We start from the raw sequence: 24595 nt of genomic DNA, 5'->3' as shown, positions 1-24595 counted from the left end.
CGGCCGCCGGAAGCCGGGCATCCGACTCAGCATTTCAGATATTTATAGAATAAAGGCCGCATAAATGAAAACGGCCGGCGATGAAGCCGGCCGTCTATCAATCGCTCGATATCGCGAACTATTCGTTGATCAGGCGCTTCAGCAGCTCGATCTCATGCGACAGCTTGCTGTCGCCCGAAATCAGCTCCTCGATCTTGCGCACGGCATGCAGAACCGTCGTGTGGTCGCGACCGCCGAAGCGACGGCCAATCTCCGGGAAGGAGCGCGGCGTCAGCGTCTTCGACAGATACATGGCGATCTGGCGCGGCTTGACGATGACGCGGGTACGGCGGTTGGAAACCAGCTCCTGGCGCGAGACGTTGTAGTGACGTGCCACGATGCGCTGGATGTCCTCGATGCGGACGCGACGCGGCTCGCCGGAGCCGACCAGATGGGCCAGCAGCTCGTCGACGCGCTCGACCGTCAGGTTGGGCTCGAAAGAGCGGCGGAAGATCAGCTGGTTGAAGGCGCCTTCCAGCTCACGACCGCTTGCCGTGACGTTGCGGGCGACATGCGAGAGGAGTTCGGCCGGGATTTCCAGCGACGGATCCTCCAGACGGGCAGCCTCCAGACGGCGCTTGAGGATTTCAAGACGCATCTCATAGTCCGGCGCCTCGACTTCGATGGCGACGCCGCCTTGAAGGCGCGAGCGAACGCGCGGATCGAGCGATTCCAGCTCCCAAGGCGCACGGTCGGCGGCAACGACGACCTGCTTGGCGCTGTCGAGCAGCATGTTCAGCAGATGGCAGAACTCATGCTGGATCATCTTGCCCTGCAGGAACTGCATGTCGTCGATGATCAGAAGATCGATGTTACGCAGCGAATCCTTCAGCGTCAGCGCGTCGTTGTCGCGAATGGCGGTGGCAAAGCGCCACATGAAGTATTCCGCAGTCAGATAGACAACGCGCAGGTTGCGCGGGTTCTGCACGGCCGCATTGGCAATCGCCTGCAGCAGATGCGTCTTGCCGAGACCGACCGTCGAGTGAACGAAGAGCGGATTGAACCGCACGGCGCCGGAACCGGCTTCCGCGATGGTCTTGGCGGCGGCAAGGCTTACCCGGTTCGAGCTGCCCTCGACATAGGTGTCGAAGGTAAAGCGGGAATCGAGCGGCGAGCCGAACAGCGGCGAGCCCATCGTCGCCGGCCGGGCAGCGGCAGCCGCGCTCACAGCATGCGCCACGATCTGACCGGCGGGCTGGGCCGTCGTGCGACGGATTGGCGCCACGGCGGTCGAGTCTGGAACGACGACCTGCTCATCCGCGCAAGGCTTTGCAGCGTGACGGGTCGCGGTGCGAACCAGAATTTCAACCTTCAGGACTTCCGCATCTTCGGCCTGGAACAGGCTGGTGATGAGATCAAGATAACGATTGTTGATCCAGGACTTCAGAAATGTTGTCGGAACGGTCAGCCTAACGACGCTCTTCGATACCGAATGCAGCTTAAGCCGTGCAAACCAACTGGCATAAACATCCGGACCGACCTGAGCCTTCAAGCGCGCACTGACACGCTCGAACAATACGTTATGCTGCATCTCCCCTTTTTCCCCCGCTTCAAGGCAAACCGCACTGAACGCCTGCGGTGCATTGTCCCCATTCTCCAACGCACCCGTCGTCCTCGTATTTATCTGCATAATGCCGCCTTCCACAGTTTCTTTTTATAGGGCGGAAATTCCGCCGCCGCCCTTGGGTCTATGCCATGATATGACAATCGCGCTCGTTGTTGTGAGCTTCGCCGCATACCGGTTCATCAGCCGGGTCCAGCCAAACGGACCTGACGCAAATGCCCTGACGAAAACGACTGCTTGAGCAGTTCCCGTCCTGGCATCTTTATCTGGAGCAGTCGTGCGGTCCTCGTATTCCGACCGGCTGCGCCAAAACGGCTGTCAATTTTTCTCCCCTCCCCTGCAGTCACGCTTGGGACTTAGACTGCAAAGGCAGACAAGCTTCCTCGTTCCGCCGGCGTTACCGCTTGCGGCCTCAACTCATCAACTGTTTGAAAAAACGGAACTGAACCGCTCCGTCACAAGAGACAAAAACCACCCACGCCGCCTTTAGTGGCAGTGTTCGCCGAAGCCGTTGAAGGTGATGTCCGCGCCCCTTGTTGAAAGCCATTTAGGCAGGATCGAAGGCGGATATCAACGATGAATTTTACACAAAATTAAGAGGCAGCCATTGACTCGGGAGGCCGTTTTTGACTGTCACAAGCCCGTCAAAAAAGAATCGCTTTTGAATCAAGGAGATTCCCGTTCAGTGCGATTCCCTGGGGTTTAAAAACAAAAAAAATAAAAAATCCCTTGACTCACTCATGAGCCGGCAACGTATCACGCAGATCACCCGGCGTTGGGATAACCTGCTGTAACCCACTGTTTTAAAATGTATATTTCTGTCATGTCATTGACATGGTCAGCCGGCTACATTTTAGCAAAATGAAGCAATTTGGCAGAATCCAAAAAGCCCGGCACAAAGGCCGGGCTTAAGTCTAACGACTGAATCTTTAACGAAATATTACGCGGTCGGAGCCGAAAGCGCCTTCACACGCTTGGCAAGACGCGAAACTTTGCGCGAAGCGGTGTTGGCATGCAGGACGCCCTTGGTGGCGGCGCGAGCCAGTTCCGGCTGCGCTGCGAGGAAGGCTTCCTTCGCCAGGGTAGCGTCACCCGATGCGATGGCTTCTTCGACCTGACGGACGAAAGTGCGAACGCGCGAGCGACGAGCCTTGTTGACTTCGGTGCGGCGGGCGATCTTGCGGGTCGCTTTTTTCGCCGAGCTGGTATTGGCCATGTATGCCTCTCTTAGAATTCGAACATAACTCCGTCAGTGCAGCGCGGGCCCTGCGGCCACTTCATCCAGCAATGCGGGAGCAATTGCGGAAAACCAGATCGGCTTTCCAAACTGTGGCGGGCATATAGCTGGAATGAGCGACGACGTCAACGCGGATTCTTGCAGAACCCGTGCAATTCCGGAATCTTGCCTTCACCTGTTCTTGAAGACGGGTTTGCGCTTCTCGATGAAAGCCGCCATGCCTTCCTTCTGATCCTCGGTGGCAAACAGGCTGTGGAAGAGCCGGCGCTCGAAGCGCAGCCCCTCTTCCAGCGTCGTCTCCAGCGCCCGGTTGACGGCCTCCTTGGCCATCAGCACCGAGGGGCGCGACAGCGAAGCGATCTTGGCGGCGGCGGCGAGCGCCTCATCGATCAGCTTGTCGGCCGGCACAATGCGGGACACCAGGCCGGAACGCTCCGCTTCGGCCGCATCCATCATCCGGCCGGTCAAAACCAGGTCCATCGCCTTGGCCTTGCCGACAGCGCGCGTCAGGCGCTGCGAGCCGCCCATGCCGGGGATGATGCCGAGCGTGATCTCCGGCTGGCCGAACTTCGCCGTATCGGCGGCAATGATGAAGTCGCACATCATGGCGAGTTCGCAGCCGCCGCCGAGCGCGAAACCGCTGACGGCGGCGATGACGGGCTTGCGGGCCTTGGCGATCTCGTCCCAGCCGCTCATCAAATCGCCCTTGTAGACATCGGCGAAGTCGAGCGGCTGCATCTCCTTGATATCGGCGCCGGCGGCAAAGGCCTTTTCCGAGCCGGTGAGCACGATCGCGCCGATGGCATCATCGGCGTGAAAGGCGGCATAGGCCTGCCTCAACTCGGTCAATACGGTCGAATTCAGCGCATTCAGCGCCTGCGGCCGGTTCAACCGGATGAGACCGACCGCTCCATGCGTTTCGACGATCAGGGTTTCGTAGGCCATCTGTCTCTCCTCCGTTCAATCAGCTCTGGTCAATCAGGTCTGGCAGGACGCGCAATAGAAAGAAGAGCGGCCCGACTGGACGATGCGGGCGACCGTACCGCCGCAGCCGGGCGTGCCGCAAGGCTGGGCTTCGCGGTCGTAGACGGAAAAAGAATGCTGGAAATAGCCAAGTGAACCATCCGTCTGGATATGGTCGCGCAGGGACGAACCGCCCGCCGCGATCGCGTCTGCAATGACCTCGCGAATCGCCTCGACCAACCGGAGCAATTCCTCGCTCGGTCTGCCGGCCTGGGTGACCAAACTGCCGGCGGCGCGCACCGGCGACAGATGCGAGCGCCACAGCGCCTCGCACACATATATATTGCCGAGACCGGCGATGTTCTTCTGGTCAAGCAGTGCGCTTTTCAGCGGCTGCGCCTTGCCTGAGAAGCGCTCGGCCAGATAATCGGCACTCAATGTATTGCCGGTCGGCTCCGGGCCGAGATCGCGAAAAGACGGGTGGCTGCCGAGATCGGCGCGCCTGGCAATATCCATGAAGCCGAAGCGGCGGGGATCGTTATAGATGACACGCGCGGGTCCGTTGGCACCCGTCAGATGGAAGATGACGTGATCGTGCTTTTCGTCCTTGGAGCGCGGGTGATGAAACTCGCCCGGGGTCTCTGCGACCGCGCCGGTTTCGACGCGAAAGGAGCCGGACATGCCGAGATGCGCGATGATCGTCATGCCGTCATCGAGATCGATCAGCAGATATTTCGCGCGGCGCGACAGCGACGTGATGCCGCGACCGGAGGCGAGGCGTGAAAACTCGGCCGGAAAGGGAAAGCGCAGGTCGTTGCGCCGCAGTTCCAGCGCGGCAAGCACCGCCCCTTCCATGGACGGAGCAAGCCCACGCCTGACGGTTTCGACCTCTGGTAATTCCGGCATCTCTATCCATCTTTATGTTTCAACCGCTTATGATCTGGGCTATAGCCCAAGGGCATTGCGGCCGGTGACCTGGCTGATGAGATAGCGTGGCAAACGCGATTTCGCTATGGTCCGTCGCTGAATACTGCATAATTCCTGAAATCGGGATCGATTTAGGGATAAAATTATGCAGCAGATTTAAAGTGCTAAGGCGACCTTTGCGCGTCACATATGACGCGCGGCGCTGTAGTGTAACGGAGTTGAGCTGATGGCAGAAAGCCGCACCTCCGCCGATGGCGGCATGGAAACATCCTATGGCTTCCGCGAGGTCGCCGATGGCGAGAAGCAGGGCCTCGTCAACGAGGTGTTCCACAAGGTTGCCAAGCGCTACGACATCATGAATGACGTCATGTCCATGGGCCTGCACCGGGCCTGGAAGGACGCGATGATCTCGGCGCTCAATCCGCGCAAGGATCCGAGCTACAAGGTCCTAGACGTTGCCGGCGGCACGGGCGATATCGCCTTCCGCATCGTCGAAGCCTCGAACCGGTTGGCGCATGCGACCGTGCTCGACATCAACGGCTCGATGCTCGGCGTCGGCGCCGAACGCGCGGCGAAGAAGAAGCTGACCGACAACCTCACCTTCGTCGAGGCCAATGCCGAGGAATTGCCTTTCGAGCCCAACTCCTTCGACGCCTATACGATCGCCTTCGGCATCCGCAATGTGCCGCGCATCGATGTGGCGCTGAAGGAAGCCTATCGCGTGCTGAAGCGCGGCGGCCGGCTGCTGGTGCTGGAATTTTCCGAGGTCGACCTGCCGCTACTAGACCGCGTCTACGAGGCCTGGTCCTTCAATGCCATTCCGCAATTCGGCAAGGCGATCACCGGCGACGCCGAGCCCTACCAGTATCTGGTGGAATCGATCCGCAAATTCCCGAACCAGCAGGATTTCGCGACGATGATCCGCGAGGCCGGCTTTTCGCGCGTGAACTTCACCAATTATACCGGCGGTATTGCCGCCCTGCACTCCGGCTGGAAGCTCTGACGCATGATACCGAAAGATGTGACGCGGTTTTCGGCTGGCAGCCTGCGAGATTTTGAGACCCGATGAGTGCTTTCAACGCATATTTCAGCCTTCTCCGGGTCGGCTGGGTGCTGGTGCGCGAAGGCGTGGTGATTTCGCTTCCCTCGGAAGGCCTGCCGCCCTCCGTCAGCCTTGCCAAATCCTTCGTCGGCATGTTTGCCCGTAAGCGCGCCAAGAGCCAGGCGCGCAGCGACCGGCTTGCCAAGGCCGTCGAGCGGCTGGGGCCTTCCTATGTGAAGATCGGCCAGTTTCTGGCCACGCGACCCGATGTCGTCGGCGTCGACATGGCCAACGACCTGTCGCAGCTGCAGGACAGCATGGCGTTCTTTCCGCACGCCGCGGCAAAGTCATCGATCGAGGGCTCTCTCGGCCGCACGATCGATGAGCTTTATGTAAGTTTTGGCGAACCAATTGCAGCCGCGTCCATCGCCCAGGTGCATCCGGCAGAAGTCGAAACACCGGAGGGCCGCAAGCGCGTGGCCGTCAAGGTGATCCGCCCTGGCGTCCGCCAGCGCTTCGTCAATGATATCCAGGCGATGTATCTCGTTTCCCATCTGCAGGAGCGTTTCCTGCCGTCGAGTCGACGACTCAGGCCCGTCGAGGTAACGCGGACGCTGGAGCAGACGACGAAGGTCGAGATGGATCTGCGGCTGGAGGCGGCAGCGCTTTCCGAGATCGCCGAGAACACCGAGAAGGATCCGGGCTTCCGCGTCCCCAAGGTCGATTGGGAGCGCACCGGCCGCGACGTCATCACCATGGAGTGGATCGACGGGGTCAAAATGTCCGATGTCGAGGGCCTGAAGGCCGCCGGACACGATCTCAATACGCTTGCCGACACGCTGATCCAGTCGTTCCTGAGGCACACGCTGCGCGACGGCTTCTTCCATGCCGACATGCATCCCGGCAATCTCTTTGTCGATGCCACCGGCATGATCGTCGCCGTCGATATGGGCATCGTCGGGCGGCTCGGGAAGAAGGAACGCCGCTTCCTCGCCGAAATCCTCTACGGCTTCATCACCCGCGATTATATCCGCGTTGCCGAAGTGCATTTCGAGGCTGGCTACGTGCCGGCGCATCACAATACCGAGAGCTTCGCGCAGGCGATCCGTGCCATCGGCGAACCGATCCACGGCCAGCCGGCCGAGACGATCTCCATGGGCAAGCTCCTGACGCTGCTCTTCGAGGTGACCGAACTCTTCGACATGGAGACGCGGCCGGAACTGGTGATGCTGCAAAAGACCATGGTCGTGGTCGAGGGCGTGTCACGCATGCTGAACCCACGCTTCAACATGTGGAAGGCGTCCGAACCTGTCGTCGGCGACTGGATCCGCACCAATCTCGGACCCAAGCGCATCGTAACCGACCTCAAGGACGGTTTGAAAGCGGCCGTGAAGCTTGCGGAGGCTATCCCCGAAATCGCCGCCAAGACCGAGAAGTTCCATCACGAACTGCTGCATATGAGCGAGAACGGCGTGCGTTTCGACCCGCAAACGGCCGAGGCGATCGGCAAGGCGGAGGCCAAGCACAGCCGGTCCGGCCGCCTGGCGCTCTGGATCATCGCGCTTTCGCTGCTCTATCTGGCCTGGCACCTGAGCTGACCTGTTTCAGCGGCACCGGACTGGGGCCGCACGCATCCGGCTCGGGTTGCAAAGCTGCGTGTTAGTCGACGATGAACAGTTTGGCACCTGTCTCTGTCGACGAGCGATGCGCGGCATCGCCGAAATCGGACACCTGATAGCCCATGCCCTTCGTCAGGACCGAGACCCGCCCGTCCTTCAGCTCCGAAATCAATTCTCCCTCAAGCACATAGATGACATGGCCGCGATCGCACCAGTGGTCGGCGACATAGCCGGGCGTGTATTCGACGACCCGTATGCGGATGTCTCCGATATTCAATGTGCGCCAGAGCGCGTGGCCGCTCTCGCCCTCATGTCTGGTCGCGGGAACCTCATCCCAATTCGTTGTGGTGAAAGCCAGTTCCGGAATTTTCATCTTGATGATCTTCTGAAGTTAGACGGATGGTTCGGTATGAAAACGGTTGCGGAACCTATTGGTCAATCCTACGCGCCCGCTTTCAGCTATAATGTGTCCTTGATGATGCCGCAGCCTGTATTGCGTGTGCATTTTCACGCGTGGCGCGACAGGTGTTCGCTATTTGGGATATCCCACTCGCGATCGTGCTCGCATAGTTTTGCGGAAAAGGAGAACAGTGAAGATGGAGCGTCAGAAGGCCGGCATCGAACTCACCGGGCACCCCCTGGGGTTCAGCGATCTGGTGCGGATCGGCGCGGGCGTCGCGATGCCCACCGCATCGGAAAGCGGCATGGCGCGGGTGCATGCGGCACGCGAAGTTCTCGAAAGCACGATCCAGTCCGGCATGCCCGTCTATGGCTCCACCACCGGCGTCGGGGCGATGAAGGATGTGGAATGGTCGCCGGAAGACCTAGACACCTTCAATCTCGGCCTGGTGCGTGCCCATCATTTCGGCACCGGCGCGCCTTTTTCCATGTCCGTCGTACGCAATGCCATGGCGATCCGCGTCAATACGGCGCTAACCGGCCAGGTAGGCTGCTCGCCGGGACTGATCGACGCCTATCTCCAGCTTCTGCATACGGATGTCATCCCTGTCGTGCGCCGCACCGGCTCGATCGGCTGCGCCGATATCGGCCTGATGGGCCAGATCGGCGCGGTGCTGACCGGGGTCGGCGAGGCCGTCTATCGCGGCCGGCGCATGCAGGCGGCCGATGCCTTTACCGCCGCCGGCATCGAGCCCGTGAAGATGCTGCCGCGCGACAGCCTCGCCTCGCTCAGCGTCAATGCCGTCAGCTTCGCCGCCGCCGCCGAGACCACCCGCAATGCCGCCTCCTCGATCCGGGTGCTGCTGGCGACCAGCATGATGGCGGCCGGCGCTCTCGGCGCCTCGCGTGATCCCTGGTATGCAGTGCGCCATGTCGGCACCGCGCGGGAAGCCCTGATCGGCGCATGGCTTTGCAATGCATCCGACGAATGGCCATGGCCGATCGCGACGCATGTACAGGATCCGCTGAGCTTGCGCATGATCGCCCAGGTCTACGGCGCGGTGATCGAGAATCTCCTGACCGCCGGCCACAAGATCCTGGCGGCAACCGGCCGCTCCGATGACAATCCCGTCATCGTCGACGGACGCGTCATGACATCCGGTGGCTCGCTGCCGCTCGACGTCACCATTCTGCTCGAAGCCGCCGTCATCTGCATGGCACATGCGGCACGCAACGCCTTCAACCACTGCGTCTTGCTCGGCAACGGCCAGCGGCGCGGCCTGCCGGTCAATCTGGTGCCGGAAGGCAAGATCGCCACTGGGTTCGGCCCGATCATCAAGCTTGCCGGCGAGATCTTTTCGCGGGTGCTGTCCATGTCCAATCCGGTCTCGGCCCAGTCTCTGGTAGTGGCCGCCGGCATGGAGGACGAGGCCGCCTTCCTGCCACTGGTCATCGAACGCTTCGATCGGCAGATGCGGGCACTGAAACGCCTTGCGGCGCTGGAGGCCCTGCTCTCGGCGCAGGCGATCGACATTCTCGGCGACAAGCCGGAAGGCGTGGCCCGCATGCTCTACGATGTCGTGCGCAAGCATGCCGACTTCTACGAGGTCGACCGGCCGCTTTCTGCCGAGGTCGAGGCGATCGAGGAGGAACTGGGCTCCGAGGCCTTCGTGTCCGAGATGATCGCTCAGCAGCCGATCCTCGCCTATGATGATTTCTTCGCCCTCGGTTCGCTGGAGCGGGTCGAAGAGCGGCTTTATCGCGATACAGTGACAATCTGAACGGAGAGAATGGGTATGGCTGACTTCGATCTCGTTCTGCAGGGCACCATGGTTCTGCCGGACCGCATCGTGGAAGAGGGCTATGTCGCCGTGCGCAACGGCAAGATTGCAGAGATCGGCATCGGCGTGCCGCCGCAAGCGCGCGAGCGGCATCTGCTCGGGAAAGCGCTGATCCTGCCCGGCGCGATCGACGCCCAAGTGCATTCGCTCTCCCAGAAGGACCAGGAAGACTTCGTCTGGTCGACGCGCTCGGCAGCAGCCGGCGGCGTTACCACCATTGTCGACATGCCCTATGACGAGGGCAATCTCGTCTGCTCGGCGGAAGCCGTGAAGAAGAAGGTCGATCATGCGTCGCCGCAGGCCCGCGTCGACTTCGCGCTCTATGGCACGGTCGACCCGGAAGAAGGCCCCGCACGCATTCGCGAAATGGTCGAGGCCGGCGTTGCCGCCTTCAAATTCTCGACCTTCGGCACGGACCCGAAGCGTTTCCCGCGCATTCCGCCTGCCTTGCTCGACGCCTGCTTCGCGGCCATTGCGCCGACCGGACTGACGGCGGGCGTGCACAATGAGGATGATGAGGCGGTTCGAACCTACATGGAGCAGGTGAAGGCGAGCGGCGTCACCGACTATCGTGCCCATGGCCTCTCACGACCGCCGATCACCGAACTCCTTGCCATGCACACGATCTTCGAGACCGGCGCCAATACCGGCTGCCCGGCACATGTGGTACATTGCTCGCTCGGCCGCGGCTACGACATCGCCCGCGCCTATCGCCGCGACGGCTTTGAGGCGACCGTGGAGTGCTGCATCCACTATCTGACGCTGGACGAGGAAAACGACGTGAAGCGTCTTGGCGGCAAGGCCAAGATCAATCCGCCGATCCGCCCGCGCGCCGAAGTCGAGACGCTGTGGCGCAAGGTGGCGGAAGGCAATGTCTGGCTGGTCTCGACCGATCACGTCAGCTGGTCGGAAAACCGCAAGACCAATCCGGATATGCTGGCGAATGCCTCTGGCGTGCCGGGGCTGGAAGTCATGGTGCCGCTCTTCGTCAAGGGCGCGTTGGAGCGCGGCGTGTCGCTCACCTGGGCGGCGAGGTTGATGGCCGAAAACCCGGCTAAGCATTTCCGCCTCGACCACATCAAGGGCGCGCTGACGCCGGGCAAGGACGCCGATATCGTGGTGCTGGAACCACGCGAAACCATCTATGACGCCGCCTCGAGCGGCAACAATATCGTCGGTTGGAGCCCTTATAACGGCATCCGCCTGCCCTGGACGGTGTCCGCCACCTATCTCAGGGGCAAGCAGATTACTGACGGAAACAAAGTGCTGGCCGAGCCGGGCAGCGGCAAATTCGTTCGCCCGCTTCCCCGTCAGATTATTGCCGGCCAGAATATTGCTGGAGAGACTGCCTGATGAACCAACCGAAGCGCAACCTGCCCGTCAACGCCGATCGTATCGCCGAGGATATCGACGCGCTAGCCAAGATTACCGAACCCGATCACCCCTGGACGCGCCGCGCCTTTTCGCCGCTGTTTCTGGAAGGCCGTGCTTACATTGACGCACGGATGAAGGCGGCAGGGCTGGAGACCCGCATGGACGCTGCCGGCAATCTGATCGGCCGGCGCGCTGGCGCAAAGCCCGGCCTCGGCACGATCCTGGTCGGCTCGCATTCCGACACCGTGCCGGATGGCGGGCGCTTCGACGGCATTGCCGGCACGATCGCGGCGCTGGAAGTCGCACGCTCCCTGAAGGATCAGGATATTCAACTGGATCACGATCTGGAGATCGTCGATTTCCTCGCCGAGGAAGTCAGCATCTTCGGCGTCTCCTGCATCGGCAGCCGCGGGATGACCGGGCAATTGCCGGAGGCGTGGCTGAGGCGCGTGAGTGGTGACCGCAATCTCGCACAGGGCATTGCCGAGGTCGGTGGCGATCCGGCGACGCTGCTCGCGCAGAAGCGTCCCGATCTTACCGGTTTTCTCGAACTGCATATCGAGCAAGGACCTATCCTCGAAGCCGAAAACAAGGATATCGGCATCGTCACCGCCATTGCCGGCATCACCCGCATCGAAATCACCGTCGAGGGCCGTGCAGACCATGCCGGCACCACGCCGATGGGCCGGCGCGCCGACGCGCTGGTGGCCGCCTCGCAACTGGTGCTCGACATCCGGAGCCAAGCGACAGAGCAGGCGAAGACGCCGGGCCATTTTGCCGCAACCGTCGGCGAATTCCGCATCGAGCCGAACGCCGCCAATGTCGTACCCTCCAAGGTCGTGCTTTTGATCGACGGCCGCGCCGAAATCCGTGGAGACATGGAACAGTTTCTGGCCTGGATCGACGGTGCAGTGCAAAAGATAGCCACGGCTTACGGCGTGACCATCAAGCCGCCTGTCCGCGTCTCCGACAATTTCCCGACGCCCGGCGATGCCGGCTTGCTGGAAACGCTGGAACGCGCCTGCGAGACGGTCGGAGCCAAGCACCGCCGCATGGCGTCCGGCGCCGGCCACGACACCGCCTGGGTCGCCAAGGTGGCCCCGGCGGCCATGATCTTCGTGCCCTGCAAGGAAGGCCGCAGCCATTGCGCCGACGAATGGGCCGAGAATAACGATATCGCCATGGGCGCTGCTGTGCTGTTCGAAGCCGTGCGCGACATGGACAAGAACCTGCAAAAAACCAGCCAGGAGTAGCCGGATGGGACGCATACTCGTAGCCAAGGATGTGGAAGCAGCCGTCAAGGGCGGCTCCGTTTACGCGGCCGGCGGCGGCGGCTGGGCCGATCACGGCCGCATGCTCGGCTATGCCGCCGTCAATGTCGGAAAGCCAGAGCTGGTGTCGATCGACGAGCTCAATGACAATGACTGGATCGCAACCGCCGCCGCCATCGGCGCGCCGGCCTCCACGACCCCCTGGGAAATGCAGGGCGTCGACTATGTGAAGGCCGTGCAGCTGCTGCAGGACGAACTCGGCGAGAAGCTTTCCGGCCTGATCATCGGCCAGAATGGCAAGTCCTCGACGCTGAACGGCTGGCTGCCCTCGGCCATTCTCGGCACCAAGGTCGTGGACGCAGTCGGCGATATCCGCGCGCATCCCACTGGCGATATGGGCTCGATCGGCATGGCGGGTTCGCCCGAACAGATGATCCAGACCGCCGTCGGCGGCAACCGCGCCGAGAACCGCTATATCGAGCTGGTAGTCAAGGGCGCGACCGCGAAAATCTCGCCGATCCTGCGCGCCGCCTCCGACCAGTCCGGCGGCTTCATCGCCTCCTGCCGCAATCCGCTACGGGCGTCCTATGTCCGCACGCATGCAGCACTCGGCGGTATCTCCATGGCGCTAGCGCTTGGCGAAGCGATCATCGACGCCGAAAAAAAGGGCGGCAGCGCCGTCATCGATGCGATCTGCAAGACGACCGGCGGGCATATCCTTGCCGAGGGCGTCATCGCCAGGAAGGATGTTATCTACACCAAGGAAGCCTTCGATATAGGCACCATCACGGTCGGCGCCGGCGACAAGGCTGTGACCATGCATGTGATGAACGAATACATGGCGGTCGAAGACACCGATGGTAAGCGCCTGGCAACATTCCCCTCGGTCATCACCACGCTGTCGCCGGAGGGTGAGCCCTTGAGCGTCGGCCAGCTGCATGAGGGCATGCATGTCTTCATCCTGCATGTGCCGATGGATATCATTCCGCTCTCGGCCAGCGTCCTTGATCCGACGGTCTATCCCTCCGTCGAAAAGGCGATGCGGATCGAGATCGCCAAATACGCCCTGGCCGGCAAGAGAGGCTGACATCGGGAGGCGCAGATGGCCCGCGACGCAGGTCTCGAGGAATTGCTGAGAGAGGATCTTGGGCAAAGGCCCGGGCTCAGCGAAAAAGCGATGTTCGGTGGCTGGGGCTTTCTGCTCAATGGCCATCTGCTTTGCGGCGCGCGCGAAGACGGGATGCTGGTACGCCTCGGCAAGGGCAATGACACCTGGGCGCTGGCACTGGCAGACATCAAGCGCATGCTGTCGCGCGAGCGCGAGATGCAAGGCTGGGTACGCGCCGGACCGGAGGCCTACGGCAACGACATGCTGCGCAAGCGGCTGCTGCTCGCCGCGCTGGACTTTGTCGAAGGCCTGCCGCCGAAATAACAATAATCAGGGAAGGGAATTCCATGCCGAAAGCCAATCCACGTCATCCGAAATTCCCGATTCCGGGCGGCCCGGTGCTGCGCGCCAAGGGCTGGCGGCAGGAAGCGCTGCTGCGGCTGCTGGAAAACGTGCTCTCCGTCGGCGAGGACCCGGACAATCTCATCGTCTATGCCGCGCTCGGCAAGGCGGCGCGCAACTGGGCGGCACACAAAGGAATCGTCAAGGCGCTGACCGAGATGGAGGAGGATCAGACGCTGCTGATCCAGTCCGGCAAGCCGATCGGCCTCGTCCGCACCCATGCCAAGGCGCCGCTGGTGATCATGGCCAACTGCAACATCGTCGGGCAATGGGCGAAGGCGGAAGTCTTCTACGAATTGCAGCGCAAGGGCCTGATCTGCTGGGGCGGGCTGACGGCCGGCGCCTGGCAATATATCGGCAGCCAGGGTGTCATCCAGGGCACCTATGAGATCTTCATGCGGATCGCCGAACGCCGCTTCGGCGGCGATCTTCTCGGTCGCTTCGTGCTGACCGCCGGGCTCGGCGGCATGGGCGGCGCGCAGCCTTTGGCCGGCCGGATGGCGGGCGCTGCTATCCTTTGTGTCGATATCGATGCGGAGCGTGCCAAGAAGCGCCAGGAGATCGGCTATCTCCAGGAGATCGCGCCAAACCTCGATGCGGCGCTGGCGATGATCGACGCGGCGGTGAAGGACAAAAGAGCACTCTCGGTCGGCCTCGTCGGCAATGCGGCGGAGATCTACCCTGAAATCGCGCGACGCGGCATCGTGCCCGATATCGTCACCGACCAGACCTCAGCGCATGACCTCGTCTACGGCTATGTGCCGAAGGGTATGAGCCTTGCCCAGGTCAAGGACCTGCGCGACGACGGACAGGGACAGTTGATGGCCGCGAGCCGCGCCTCGATCGTCGAGCATGTCAAAGCCATGCTGGATTTCCAGAAGAAGGGCGCTGAGGTCTTCGACAATGGCAATCTGATCCGCACCCAGGCGAAGGAAGGCGGCGTTGCCAACGCCTTCGATATCCCGATCTTCACCGAAGCCTATCTCAGGCCTCTGTTTGCCCGCGCCATCGGCCCCTTCCGCTGGATGGCGCTGTCGGGCGAGGAAAGTGATATCGCCCGCATCGATGACCTGCTGCTGGAAATGTTCCCCGACAACAAGATCATCACCAACTGGATCAGGCTTGCCCGCGAGCATGTACCCTTCGAGGGCCTGCCGGCGCGGATCGCCTGGCTTGGCCACGGAGAACGCACGGACCTCGCTCGTCGGGTCAACGAACTGGTGGCAAGCGGCGAACTCAAGGGCCCGGTCGCCTTCTCGCGTGACCATCTCGACGCCGGCGCCATGGCGCATCCGAACATCATGACCGAGCGCATGAAGGACGGCTCCGACGCGATTGCCGACTGGCCGCTGATCGACGCGATGATGCTCTGCGCTTCCATGGCCGATCTCGTCGTCGTCCATTCCGGCGGCGGCGGCTATGCCGGCTACATGACCAGCTGCGGCGTCACCGTGGTTGCCGATGGCACAGCCGAGGCCGACGAGCGGCTCGACCATGCGCTCACCAACGACACGGCGCTCGGCGTCATGCGCTATGCCGATGCCGGCTACGAAGAGGCATTGGACGAAGTGGCGAAGAAAGATGTGCCCTATATCCGTCTCGGATGAGGGCGACTGTCTTTCCTGACACCGACAGTCTATGGTCGCGGGCAAATCCTCCCCTCTATGAGAGTTGCCCGTGATCCCCTGGACCCTGCTTGATACCGCGAAAATCCCCAATGGCGGCGGTGAGTTACGCCTGAAACAGCGCGGCCAGGAATTTTCGATCATGCTCGGCACCAACGAGCTGATGAACAGCCGCCTGAGCGGCTCGGAACGGGCGCTTGCCACGCTGTCCTGCGAGAAGATCAAAGACCGGACCGCACCGCATATCCTGATCGGTGGCCTCGGCATGGGCTTTACCCTGCGTGCAGCCCTCGGCGAATTGGGCGGTGATGCAAAGGTCACGGTTGCGGAGCTGGTTCCGGCAGTCGTCGCCTGGGCACGCGGGCCGATGGCCGCCGTCTTCGACAATTGCTTGGACGATCCGCGTGTCGCCATCCACGAGGGCGATGTCCGCCCGCTCATCCGCGCCAGCAAGGCGGCCTACGACGCCATCCTGCTCGATGTCGACAACGGACCGGATGGCATTACCCACGAGGCCAATGACGGCCTCTACGACTTCAAGGGCCTGAGGGCCGCCCATGACGCACTGCGCCCCGGCGGCGTCCTCGCCGTCTGGTCATCCGGCCCCGACAGAGACTTCACCCGACGACTGCGCGACACCGGCTTTACCGCCGAAGAGATCAACACCCGCGCCAACGGCAAGAGCGGTGCGCGGCATGTCATCTGGCTGGCGGCGAAGGCGGGACGATAGAAATCGTCTCATTGAAATCATCGCTCAATTGCTATATATCAATGCTATATCTCAAAAGGAGCTATGGCATGGACACTGCAAAAATATTCTGGTCCGGCCGCTCGCAGGCCGTGCGCTTGCCGAAGGAATTCCGGTTCGATACGGATGCGGTCCGCATTCGGCGGCAGGGACAGGCGATCATCCTCGAGCCGATTGTCGAGGATTGGGATTGGCTGGAGACAGTCACTGGTCCCGTCGACCAGGATTTTGCCGAGGCGGCGACTGAACAGCCGGTCGAGCAGGAGCGCCCAGAGCTGGATATTTTCAAGTGAAATATCTGCTCGACAGCAACGCCGTCATCGCTCTGATGAAAGGCCATTCCGGCTTCGTAGCCGAGATCCGCAAACACAAACCTCAGGATTTCGCCATTCCGGCGATCGTTGCGCACGAGCTGTTTTACGGCGCCTATAAAGGTCAGCGCGTCGCCGACAATCTTGCGCGTGTCGATGCCCTGCAATTCGAGACATTGGATTTCGACAGGGAGGACGCGCGCAAGGCCGGGGAGATTCGGGCGGCGCTTGCCATCCTCGGCACGCCGATCGGCGCCTATGACGTGCTGATCGCGGGCCAGGCGGTGGCTCGCGATCTGATCCTGGTAACGCATAATGTGCGGGAATTTCAACGCGTCAAAAATCTGCGCTTCGAAGATTGGGAGACGGTCTAGAGCCCGTCGCTCACAGCAAGATAATTGGAAACCTCGATCAGATTATCATCCGGATCGCGGAAATAGACCGAGAGGATAGGGCCGGTTGCGCCGGTGCGGCGGACGGGGCCTTCTTCAATGTGGATACCCTCGGCTGTCAGGTGGGCGATCACATCGTCTAACGGCGTCTCGCTGATAAAGCAGAGATCGGCGGAGCCCGGTATCGGGCGCTTGGCTTTTGGTTCGAACTCATGCCCCGCCCGATGCAGGTTGATCTTCTGGTTGCCGAAGGTCAGCGCCTTGCGGCCCTCGCCGAAGATTTCCACACCCATGCCAAGGACGCGGGCATAGAAAGCGCAGCTTTCCTCGATGCTGGCGACCGTCAGCACCAGATGATCGAGATGGTCGATGCGGATCATGGCAAACCTCCAGCCCTGTTCTTCAGCGGCGCGCCAGCCTTGCCACAGCAAAGGCGCTGACAAGGCAGGCGGCCAGCATGGCGAGAATGAAGGCAACCACAGCCGACCAACCATCGGCAAGCCAGAAATAGCCGCCGACTGAGCCGGCAATACTGGAGCCGAGATAATAGGCCAGCAGATAGAGCGACGAGGCATGCCCCTTGGCCCCGCTTGCAAGCCGGCCGACCAAGGCGCTGGCAACAGAATGGGTGACGAAGAAGCCGATGGTCACCAGGATGATGCCGAGAATGACCAGCGGCAGCGGCGTGGCGAGCGTGACGGCAGCGCCGAGGGCGGTCACCAGCACGCCGGCGGGCAGCACGACGAAATGGCCGATACGATCACCAAGGATACCCGCCGCCCAAGAGGCGACGATACCGAAGAGATAGGCGGTGAAGATCAGGCCGAGTTCGGTCTGGTTGAGATCATAAGGATCGGCGACGAGCCTGAAACCGGCATAGTTATAGACCGTGACGAAGGAACCCATGATCAGGAAGCCGATGGCGAAGAGCAGCGGCAGCGCCGGATTGCGGAAGTGACCAGCCCAGGCGCGGATATGGAAGGCGGCATCGAAGCCCTTGCGCGGGGTGAAATTGCGCGACGGCGGCAGCAGGAACAGGAAGCCGGTGGCGGCGATCAGCCCGAGCACGCCAACGGCTGCAAGCGCCGGACGCCAGGTGAGGAATTCCGCGATCGTGCCGGTGACCACACGGCCAGCCATGCCGCCAAAGGCATTGCCGGCGATATAGAGGCCCATGGCACCGCCAAGGCCGCGCGGATCGATCTCTTCGGCGAGATAGGTCATGGCAACCGCGGGAACGCCGCCGAGAAGGAAACCTTCCAGCGCACGGAACACCAGCAATGTCTGCCAGTTCGGCGCGACGGCGCAGGCAATGGTGCAAAGGGCGGCGCCGAGCAGCGAAACGAACATCAGGCTGCGGCGGCCGAGGCTTTCGGAAACGGCGGCGGCGCAGAAGATCGCAAAGGCGAGGAAGCCGGTCGAGAGCGACAACGACAGCGAGCTTGCCGCCGGCGTCACCCCGAAATCCTCGGCGAAGATCGGCATCAGCGGCTGCACGCAATAGAGCAGCGAAAATGTCGCGAAACCGGAGAGGAACAGCGCGATGGTCGCACGCCTGAATGCGGGCGTGCCGCGCGTCAGGAATTGCCGGGCCTCTGACTGCGGCTCGGTATCGACAAGTTTCAATTCGGGGCGGGAGGGAACTTCGGAGATGGTAAGATCTTCCGTCTGGACGGCGCGGGACATGAGGGCACACAACCTTTCTTGCCCACAAATCTAGCCAAGCCGACGTCATTAGTCCAATATATGGAACAGACGATTTCAATAGCTTTTGGAGATAGCGATGGAGCTGCGACATATCCGCTATTTTCTGGCGCTGGCGGATGAGGGAAATTTCACCCGCGCCGCCGCCAAGCTCGGCATCGGCCAACCGCCGCTCAGCCAGCAGATCCGCGACCTCGAGAATGAGGTTGGCGCGGCACTGTTTCACCGTGTCCCGCATGGCGCGGAGCTGACAGCGGCGGGCGAGGCTTTTCAGGTCGAGGCCAAGCTGGCCGTGGATGCGGCGGAAAAGGCCAAGCTTGCTGCCCAGCGCGCCAATCGCGGCGAGATCGGCCGCCTATCGCTCGGCTTCACCGCATCTTCCGCCTTCAACACGATCGTCACCTCGACCATCCGCGAATTCCGCAACCGCTGGCCGCAGGTGCGTCTGTCGCTAACCGAGATGAACACCAATGCCCTGACCGAGCGGCTTATGCGTGGCGAGATCGATGCCGCCTTCATCCGTCCCGGCCTGGAAGATCCGCGCAACGTCCGCCTCAAGCGTTTCGACGACGAGCCGATGCTGATCGCCCTGCCCGCCCACCATCCCCTGGCCGAGAAGGACCGCGTGCCGATCGCGGCGCTTGCACACGAGCCCTTTATCCTCTTCCCGCGCATGGTGGGGCTGAGCCTCTATGACGATATCGCCGCCGCCTGCCGCGATGCGGGCTTCGAGCTCTTGGTGACGCAGGAAGCGCCGCAAATCCCCTCGGTCGTCAACCTTGTAGCCGCCAATCTCGGCGTCTCCATCGTTCCCGCCTCGATCGCGCAGATCAAGCTCGACGGCGTCACCTACCGCCCCATCGACGGACCGCCGCTGGTGGCGCGGCTCGGGCTCGCGGTGCTGAAGGTGCAACGCTCGCCGGTGACGGCCAATCTGATGAGCCTGATTGCCTGACTATCCCAAGGTATCCCAATAGGGTGGATCGCCGAATGCCTTTTTCAGGTGATCGGCGATGGCCCGCAGCTTTGCGGAGGGATTGCGTCCCTCCGGATGCGCCATGAAGACGAATTCGGGCTCCGGCCGGCAGCCGACATCGATTTCGACAAGCAGCCCCTCGTTGACGGACGGGCCAGCAATGAAGGCCGGCAGCAGCGCAATACCCAACCCCGCGATCGCCGCATCGCGGGAGACATCGCCATTGTTGATGCCGAGCGCCAATTTCCCTCTGACGACGACTGCCCCCTCCTGCCCCTGGAAACGCCAGTCGGCGACACCGCGATTGGTGTAGAAGATCCCCCTGTGGTTCTCGAGATCGGACGGCGAGGCAGGCATGCCGTGCTGCCTCAAATAGTCAGGCGAAGCGACGAGAAGCCGGCGACTGCGGGCGAGCGGCCAGGCGACGAGACGGGAATCGGCAATCAACCCATGACGAATGATCGCGTCATAGCCATCGGAAGCAGCATCGACGCGGCGGTCATCGAGTTCGAGTGTCAGTTCGATCTCGGGATGGGCGGCCAGAAAGGGGTAGAGTGCCGGGCCGAGATGCATGCGGCCGAAGGTGACGGGGGCGGCAATCCGCAGCGGTCCGGCCAGCGTGCCGCGCCGTTCGGCAAGGTCGGCGGCGGCCTCGCGCACCTCGCGCACGATCCGCGTCGCCCGCTCCAGGAATACGGTGCCGTCCTCCGTCAGCGTCAGCTTGCGCGTCGTGCGATGCAGCAGCGTGGCACCCAGCGTCTTCTCCATCTCCGCCAGTCGCTCGCTGACCACGGACTTCGATAGGCGCAGCCGGCGGGCAGCCTCGCTGATCGATCCCGCCTCGGCAACCGTTACAAAAGCAGTGAGCCCTTCAATCTTGAGCATCGTTCGGCAATTCCGAATTCGAGTTCCATGATTTGAAGACTAATCCGAACGATCGAAAAAGGCCATCTTCCGTCCATCGGATGAAACAACGGACACGTCCTCACACAGGAGATGGAACAATGAACCGCTTGAATGGAAAAGTCGCGATCGTCACCGGCGCCAGCTCCGGCATCGGCCGCGCCACCGCAAAGCTCTTCGCCGCCGAAGGCGCAAAAGTGATCGTCGGCGCTCGTCGCGGAGCCGAACTGGAAAGCCTTGTCGCTGATATCAAGGCCACGGGCGGTGACGCAGCCGCATTGGCCGGCGATGTGCGCTCGGAAGACTATCACAAGGCACTGGTCGCGCTTGCGGTCGAGCGCTACGGCAGGCTCGATATTGCCTTCAACAATGCCGGTACGCTCGGCGAAGCCGGCCTCAGCACCGAGGTTTCAGAGGCAGGCTTTGCCGAAGCACTGGCGATCAACCTCACAGCCTCTTTCCTGGCCGCCAAGCATCAGATCGGCGAAATGATCAAGCACGGCGGTGGCTCGGTGATCTTCACCTCGACCTTTGTCGGTCATACCGTCGGCTTCCCGGGTGTCGCCGCCTACGCCGCCAGCAAGTCCGGCCTGATCGGCCTGACGCAGACACTTGCCGCCGAATTTGGCCCGCAGAATGTGCGCGTCAATGCCATATTGCCGGGCGCGGTCGACACCGACATGTATCGCGAGATGAACGACACGCCGGACAAGCAGGCTTTCGTGACCAATCTGCATGCACTGAAGCGCGTCTCCCGCCCCGAAGAGATTGCGCGCTCGGTACTCTACCTCGCCTCCGACGATGCGAGCTTTGTCACCGGCACGGCCTCCTTGGTCGATGGCGGTGTATCGATCACGCGCACCTGACCGCGTTCACGGCGGCATGAATGCACGAAGACAGGCCGCGGATCCTTCTCGCGGCCTGTCGCTCAGAACATCGTATTCGTGTTCATGGACTTCTCCGGGATCGGCTGGACCGAGTCCCAATGCTCCTCGATCTTGTTGTTCTCGACACGGAAAATATCGACGATGGCGCTGCCCCTGTCGCCGGGTTCGCGAATGGCATGGACCCTCAGGATTACATAGTCGCCGTCGACCATTACCCGGGTAATTTCACTCTTTGAATGCGGGTAGTTTTTCTTCAGGAACTCGATGAAACCGCGCAGGCCCTCGGGACCGTCGGCCGCCAGCGGGTTGTGCTGAATATATTTGCCGAGATATTTGGAAGCAGTATCGAAATCCTTGTCGTTCAACGCCTTCTGATAGAAATCCAGAACGATTTCCTTGTTCTTTTGCTCTTCCGGCGAATAGGCGCGCTCGGCGAAGGCCGGCATGGCGGCGGCCAGAATCGGTAGAGCGATCATTGCGACCTTCATCAGTTTCAAGGCTTTACTCCTTTGGCGAACTTTCCCTCAATGCTCGCTGACCCGGCGAAGCGTCGCAAGTGACAAAGCCGTGATTTCCGACTGACCACGACTGGCGATTGCCTATTGTCTGCCAAAGGCTTAGGTTTATGAGCATAAAAACAAGCGACGGGTTCGAGCCATGGTTCTCGCGGGAAAACGCATTCTTCTGATCATTTCCGGTGGCATCGCGGCCTATAAGAGCCTCGACCTCATCCGGCGGCTGCGCGAGCGCGGCGCCGCCGTCCGTCCGGTCATGACCTCGGGCGCCCAGCAATTCGTGACGCCGCTTGCCGTCGGTGCGCTGGCGGCCGACCATGTCTTCACCGACCTGTTCTCGCGGCAGGACGAGCAGGATGTCGGCCATATCCGGCTGGCGCGGGACTGCGACCTGGTGCTGATCGCCCCTGCCACCGCCGATCTGCTGGCGAAGATGGCGAACGGGCTGGCGGACGATCTCGCCTCAACCGTGCTGCTCGCCACCGACCGGCCCGTGCTTGTGGCGCCCGCGATGAACCCGAAAATGTGGGCGCATGCCGCGACGAAGCGCAATGTCGAGATATTGCGCGGCGACGGCATCCGCTTTGTCGGCCCCATGGTCGGCGAGATGGCGGAAAGTAAGGAGGCCGGTGCCGGCCGCATGGCCGAGCCGCTGGAGATCGTTGCCGCCGTCGAGATGCGGCTTGACGATGGGGCAAGGCCGCTTGCTGGCCGGAAAGCCGTCGTCACTTCTGGTCCGACGCATGAGCCGATCGATCCGGTGCGCTATATCGCCAACCGCTCGTCGGGCCGGCAGGGCCATGCCATCGCCTCGGCGCTCGCGGCCCTTGGCGCCGACGTCACCCTCGTCTCCGGCCCGGTCACCATTCCCGATCCAACAGGCATGCGCGTCGTCCATGTCGAGCGCGCGGACGAGATGCGCGATGCCGTGTTATCCGCTCTTCCGGCCGATATCGCCGTGATGGTCGCCGCCGTCGCCGACTGGAAGGTGGCCTCCGCCGCCGACCAGAAGATCAAGAAGCACCCGGGCGAATCCATCCCGACGCTGGCGCTCACCGAAAATCCCGACATCCTGAAAACCGTGGGACATCACACGCAGCGGCCGAAGCTCGTCATCGGCTTTGCCGCTGAAACGCAAGATGTGGAGAGCAACGCCAAGGCAAAGCTCGAGCGCAAGGGCGCCGACATCATCGTTGCCAACGACGTCTCGCCTTCAACCGGCATTATGGGCGGCACGCGCAACCGCGTGAAAATCGTTCGTCATGATGGCGTGGAGCAATGGCCGGACCTCGACAAGGACGAGGTGGCGGCGCGGCTGGCGGCGCTGATCGCCGAACAATTCAGGCAGGGATAGCGGCAGCCGTCTGGGGCGCGGCCAAGCTGCGCTTTTCCGGCTGGAAGGGCGTGATGTGAACGCCCATGTCGTCGATCAGCACGGAGCTTCCATCCGGAATTTCCGTCCAAGCATCGACATCGTCGTTCAGCGGCTCGGACACTAGGCAATAACCTGACCCGACAGGCGAGGCATAAAGCGTCGGCGCTTTGCGGTCGGTGGCGTAGCGCACCGCATGCAGCGACTTCCCGTCGGAAAAGGCAGCTGTGAAGCGCACCAGCGCCGAACCGGTCAGATGGACCGACAGCCCCTCGACAAAGCTGATGGTTTCTGAAATGGCCGCAACCGGGTTGGTCACGAGGCCGAACTGCAGTGCCAGCAGGAACATCAGTTCGGAATCGGTCGTGCCGCTGCGCGCCTGAAACAGGTGATCGTCGAGCATGGCTTCCATCGGCCGGCGCAAGCGGTCGAAATTGGAGATCTGGCCGTTGTGCTGGAAAGCCCAGTTTTCATGCACGAAAGGGTGGCAATTGTCACGCCGGGTGCCGCCGCCGGTCGCGGCGCGGACGTGGGCGAGAAAGAGCGGCGAGCGGATCTGCCGCGCCAGGCTCTTGAGATTGCAGTCGGACCAGGCCGGCAGGATATCGCGATAGCGGCCCGGCTCCGGCCTGTCGCCATACCAGGCGATGCCGAAGCCATCGCCGTTGGTCGCCGTCTTGGCGCGCGTGGCGCAGTGGGATTGTTCGATCAGGGAGTGGGCAGGCGAAGACACCAGCTCCTCCAGATAGAGGGGGTCTCCACGATAGGCTGCCCAGCGACACATATGTCTTTTGCTCCAATTCCCGCTGGCTTCCTGTCTCGCGGGAGAATGTCAAATCTAAGGACGATTGTTCAGCGGAATGGGTAATAAATTGTTAATTTCCAGCTGCTTCGACCATCAGGATGACAGATATTTGACGCCTCGTCCGATCACATTTTTGCGTCGCAGCATTTTTCTTTTGTGAACGAAGCGCTTCGGGAGGGCGTGATCGTCGCATGCAAAAGCTCGAAGAGGGACTGCGTTTCAATGCGAAAAGAAGCGTGAAATGCTTCTTCCACCCACCCTCTTGCATCCGATGAAATTTGAGCTACGTTAGGCATATTATCAACGTAACGAAAGGAAGGTGATCCAATGTCTAGTGAGATTTCGGTCCTCGTATCAGGCATGGAAATGGTTGTGAGCGCAGCGGGGCAGCCCTCGCTCTGATCAGAGCCTTCCGGAAGCGGTCTACGCTTCAGGCCAGTTACGGGCCAAAACTCATGGAAGGGTCGCTTCGCGCGGCCCTTTTTTGTGTCCAGCGATTACCGATATCGCGGCATCCAAGACTGCTCATCTCCAAGAAAAACCGGCTTGCGGTCGCTTTTTTACTTGCCGA

At 61.8% G+C, this 24595-nt stretch carries 24 protein-coding genes; 14 read left to right on the top strand and 10 right to left on the bottom strand.

The features are described 5' to 3' along the window. Positions 1 to 118: 118 nt before the first annotated feature. The 4 genes from dnaA to mutM form a co-directional block, all read right to left on the bottom strand. Positions 119 to 1669, bottom strand: coding sequence for a chromosomal replication initiator protein DnaA (dnaA, locus tag RRH01S_RS20135; protein WP_007702681.1), 1551 nt, complete (start codon positions 1667 to 1669; stop codon positions 119 to 121). 874 nt (positions 1670 to 2543) lie between these two features. Then, positions 2544 to 2819: a 30S ribosomal protein S20 gene (gene rpsT, locus RRH01S_RS20130; RefSeq protein WP_007702696.1), complete on the bottom strand. Its 276-nt coding sequence runs from the start codon at positions 2817 to 2819 to the stop codon at positions 2544 to 2546. Positions 2820 to 3011: 192 nt separating this feature from the next. Beyond that, on the bottom strand, positions 3012 to 3785 hold the full coding sequence (locus tag RRH01S_RS20125; protein ID WP_012650863.1) for an enoyl-CoA hydratase: 774 nt from the start codon (positions 3783 to 3785) through the stop codon (positions 3012 to 3014). Between the two features lie 33 nt (positions 3786 to 3818). Continuing rightward, the gene (mutM, locus tag RRH01S_RS20120) at positions 3819 to 4709 is read right to left on the bottom strand and encodes a bifunctional DNA-formamidopyrimidine glycosylase/DNA-(apurinic or apyrimidinic site) lyase (RefSeq protein WP_007702702.1); all 891 of its coding nucleotides are present in this window, start codon (positions 4707 to 4709) and stop codon (positions 3819 to 3821) included. Positions 4710 to 4956: 247 nt separating this feature from the next. Here mutM and ubiE point away from each other — a divergent pair, with 247 nt between their 5' ends. Continuing rightward, positions 4957 to 5733: a bifunctional demethylmenaquinone methyltransferase/2-methoxy-6-polyprenyl-1,4-benzoquinol methylase UbiE gene (ubiE, locus tag RRH01S_RS20115; protein ID WP_007702705.1), complete on the top strand. Its 777-nt coding sequence runs from the start codon at positions 4957 to 4959 to the stop codon at positions 5731 to 5733. 62 nt (positions 5734 to 5795) lie between these two features. Beyond that, positions 5796 to 7370 (top strand): 2-polyprenylphenol 6-hydroxylase, encoded by a 1575-nt coding sequence (ubiB, locus tag RRH01S_RS20110; protein ID WP_007702710.1) that lies wholly within the window; start codon positions 5796 to 5798, stop codon positions 7368 to 7370. A 61-nt stretch (positions 7371 to 7431) separates the two neighbouring features. On the opposite strand, the gene RRH01S_RS20105 is transcribed toward ubiB, so the two are convergent. After that, entirely contained in the window at positions 7432 to 7764 is a 333-nt protein-coding gene (locus RRH01S_RS20105; protein WP_007702712.1) for a DHCW motif cupin fold protein, read from the bottom strand. A gap of 223 nt (positions 7765 to 7987) precedes the next feature. Here RRH01S_RS20105 and RRH01S_RS20100 point away from each other — a divergent pair, with 223 nt between their 5' ends. The 9 genes from RRH01S_RS20100 to RRH01S_RS20060 all read left to right on the top strand — a co-directional run bounded on the left by RRH01S_RS20100 (position 7988) and on the right by RRH01S_RS20060 (position 16844). Then, entirely contained in the window at positions 7988 to 9571 is a 1584-nt protein-coding gene (locus RRH01S_RS20100; RefSeq protein ID WP_012650861.1) for an aromatic amino acid lyase, read from the top strand. 15 nt (positions 9572 to 9586) lie between these two features. Next, entirely contained in the window at positions 9587 to 10984 is a 1398-nt protein-coding gene (ertD, locus tag RRH01S_RS20095) for a hydantoin-5-propionate amidohydrolase (protein ID WP_007702719.1), read from the top strand. Beyond that, positions 10984 to 12258, top strand: coding sequence for a Zn-dependent hydrolase (locus RRH01S_RS20090; protein WP_007702722.1), 1275 nt, complete (start codon positions 10984 to 10986; stop codon positions 12256 to 12258). Before ertD ends, RRH01S_RS20090 begins: the two co-directional genes overlap by 1 nt. A 4-nt stretch (positions 12259 to 12262) precedes the next feature. Then, positions 12263 to 13363, top strand: coding sequence for a thiohydantoin desulfurase (gene ertC / locus RRH01S_RS20085; protein ID WP_007702725.1), 1101 nt, complete (start codon positions 12263 to 12265; stop codon positions 13361 to 13363). A gap of 15 nt (positions 13364 to 13378) precedes the next feature. Beyond that, positions 13379 to 13708, top strand: coding sequence for a TfoX/Sxy family protein (locus RRH01S_RS20080; protein WP_007702728.1), 330 nt, complete (start codon positions 13379 to 13381; stop codon positions 13706 to 13708). A gap of 23 nt (positions 13709 to 13731) precedes the next feature. Then, positions 13732 to 15393 (top strand): thiourocanate hydratase, encoded by a 1662-nt coding sequence (gene ertB / locus RRH01S_RS20075; protein ID WP_007702732.1) that lies wholly within the window; start codon positions 13732 to 13734, stop codon positions 15391 to 15393. Positions 15394 to 15463: 70 nt separating this feature from the next. Further along, positions 15464 to 16141: a spermidine synthase gene (locus tag RRH01S_RS20070; RefSeq protein ID WP_007702735.1), complete on the top strand. Its 678-nt coding sequence runs from the start codon at positions 15464 to 15466 to the stop codon at positions 16139 to 16141. Positions 16142 to 16209: 68 nt separating this feature from the next. Beyond that, positions 16210 to 16452, top strand: coding sequence for an AbrB/MazE/SpoVT family DNA-binding domain-containing protein (locus tag RRH01S_RS20065; protein WP_007702738.1), 243 nt, complete (start codon positions 16210 to 16212; stop codon positions 16450 to 16452). Further along, the gene (locus RRH01S_RS20060) at positions 16449 to 16844 is read left to right on the top strand and encodes a type II toxin-antitoxin system VapC family toxin (RefSeq protein ID WP_012650858.1); all 396 of its coding nucleotides are present in this window, start codon (positions 16449 to 16451) and stop codon (positions 16842 to 16844) included. Before RRH01S_RS20065 ends, RRH01S_RS20060 begins: the two co-directional genes overlap by 4 nt. On the opposite strand, the gene RRH01S_RS20055 is transcribed toward RRH01S_RS20060, so the two are convergent. Next, a complete protein-coding gene (locus RRH01S_RS20055) occupies positions 16841 to 17242 on the bottom strand; it encodes a VOC family protein (protein ID WP_012650857.1) in 402 nt (133 codons plus the stop codon). The genes RRH01S_RS20060 and RRH01S_RS20055 overlap by 4 nt on opposite strands. Positions 17243 to 17264: 22 nt before the next feature. After that, positions 17265 to 18548, bottom strand: coding sequence for an MFS transporter (locus tag RRH01S_RS20050; protein WP_034520082.1), 1284 nt, complete (start codon positions 18546 to 18548; stop codon positions 17265 to 17267). 97 nt (positions 18549 to 18645) lie between these two features. Between RRH01S_RS20050 and RRH01S_RS20045 the strand changes: the two genes are divergently transcribed. Beyond that, a complete protein-coding gene (locus tag RRH01S_RS20045) occupies positions 18646 to 19521 on the top strand; it encodes a LysR family transcriptional regulator (RefSeq protein WP_042473919.1) in 876 nt (291 codons plus the stop codon). Here RRH01S_RS20045 and RRH01S_RS20040 read toward each other — a convergent pair whose 3' ends face one another. After that, a complete protein-coding gene (locus tag RRH01S_RS20040; RefSeq protein WP_042473917.1) occupies positions 19522 to 20427 on the bottom strand; it encodes a LysR family transcriptional regulator in 906 nt (301 codons plus the stop codon). It abuts the gene before it with no gap. A 119-nt stretch (positions 20428 to 20546) separates the two neighbouring features. On the opposite strand from RRH01S_RS20040, the gene RRH01S_RS20035 reads away from it, so the two are divergent. After that, on the top strand, positions 20547 to 21311 hold the full coding sequence (locus RRH01S_RS20035) for an SDR family oxidoreductase (RefSeq protein ID WP_042473916.1): 765 nt from the start codon (positions 20547 to 20549) through the stop codon (positions 21309 to 21311). Positions 21312 to 21373: 62 nt separating this feature from the next. Here RRH01S_RS20035 and RRH01S_RS20030 read toward each other — a convergent pair whose 3' ends face one another. After that, positions 21374 to 21820: a nuclear transport factor 2 family protein gene (locus RRH01S_RS20030; RefSeq protein ID WP_012650855.1), complete on the bottom strand. Its 447-nt coding sequence runs from the start codon at positions 21818 to 21820 to the stop codon at positions 21374 to 21376. A 169-nt stretch (positions 21821 to 21989) separates the two neighbouring features. On the opposite strand from RRH01S_RS20030, the gene coaBC reads away from it, so the two are divergent. Further along, the gene (gene coaBC, locus RRH01S_RS20025; protein WP_007702751.1) at positions 21990 to 23201 is read left to right on the top strand and encodes a bifunctional phosphopantothenoylcysteine decarboxylase/phosphopantothenate--cysteine ligase CoaBC; all 1212 of its coding nucleotides are present in this window, start codon (positions 21990 to 21992) and stop codon (positions 23199 to 23201) included. Here the strand turns inward: coaBC and RRH01S_RS20020 are convergent. Continuing rightward, a complete protein-coding gene (locus RRH01S_RS20020) occupies positions 23188 to 24003 on the bottom strand; it encodes a class II glutamine amidotransferase (RefSeq protein WP_007702753.1) in 816 nt (271 codons plus the stop codon). The two genes, coaBC and RRH01S_RS20020, sit on opposite strands and share 14 nt — an antisense overlap. Positions 24004 to 24595: the final 592 nt, after the last annotated feature.

This window comes from Rhizobium rhizogenes NBRC 13257, from assembly GCF_000696095.1.
GTDB lineage: Bacteria > Pseudomonadota > Alphaproteobacteria > Rhizobiales > Rhizobiaceae > Rhizobium > Rhizobium rhizogenes.
Note: the sequence above shows the minus strand (reverse complement) of the source record. Positions and strands in the feature narration are given on the sequence as shown.